We start from the raw sequence: 536 nt of genomic DNA, 5'->3' as shown, positions 1-536 counted from the left end.
ACCACGGTGTGATTCATGACTGGGGTGAAGTCGTAACAAGGTAGCCGTAGGGGAACCTGCGGCTGGATCACCTCCTTAATCGACGACATCAGCCTGCTGATGAGCTCCCACACGAATTGCTTGATTCTTTGTATAAAGACGATGCTGTAACGCGACCCTGTTATAGGTCTGTAGCTCAGTTGGTTAGAGCGCACCCCTGATAAGGGTGAGGTCGGCAGTTCAAATCTGCCCAGACCTACCATTACATGGTGCAGCCTAGAATACGGGGCCATAGCTCAGCTGGGAGAGCGCCTGCCTTGCACGCAGGAGGTCAGCGGTTCGATCCCGCTTGGCTCCACCACTTTTCGCCGTACGCAGTCGCTTGTCAGAACTTAGAAATGAACATTCGTTGATGAATGTTGATTTCTGACTTTTGTCAGATCGTTCTTTAAAAATTCGGATATGTGATAGAAATAGACTGAACACTACTTTCACTGGTAGTGGATCAGGCTAAGGTAAAATTTGTGATGTTGCATTACGAATTTTCGGCGAATGTC

The 536-nt window shown here is 48.5% G+C and carries 2 tRNA genes and 1 rRNA gene; all 3 read left to right on the top strand.

The annotated features are described in order from the left end of the window. A 16S ribosomal RNA gene (locus tag ABEH27_RS25710) occupies positions 1-78 on the top strand; the annotation flags it as partial. Positions 79-164: 86 nt separating this feature from the next. After that, positions 165-241: transfer RNA gene (locus ABEH27_RS25705), tRNA-Ile, on the top strand. Positions 242-264: 23 nt separating this feature from the next. Beyond that, positions 265-340: transfer RNA gene (locus ABEH27_RS25700), tRNA-Ala, on the top strand. Positions 341-536 lie beyond the last annotated feature (196 nt).

The sequence above is a fragment of the Pseudomonas sp. P39-UII1 genome, from assembly GCF_039672635.1.
Taxonomy (GTDB): Bacteria; Pseudomonadota; Gammaproteobacteria; order Pseudomonadales; family Pseudomonadaceae; genus Aquipseudomonas.
The sequence above is the reverse complement of the archived record's forward strand: the minus strand, read 5'-3'. Positions and strand labels throughout refer to the sequence as shown.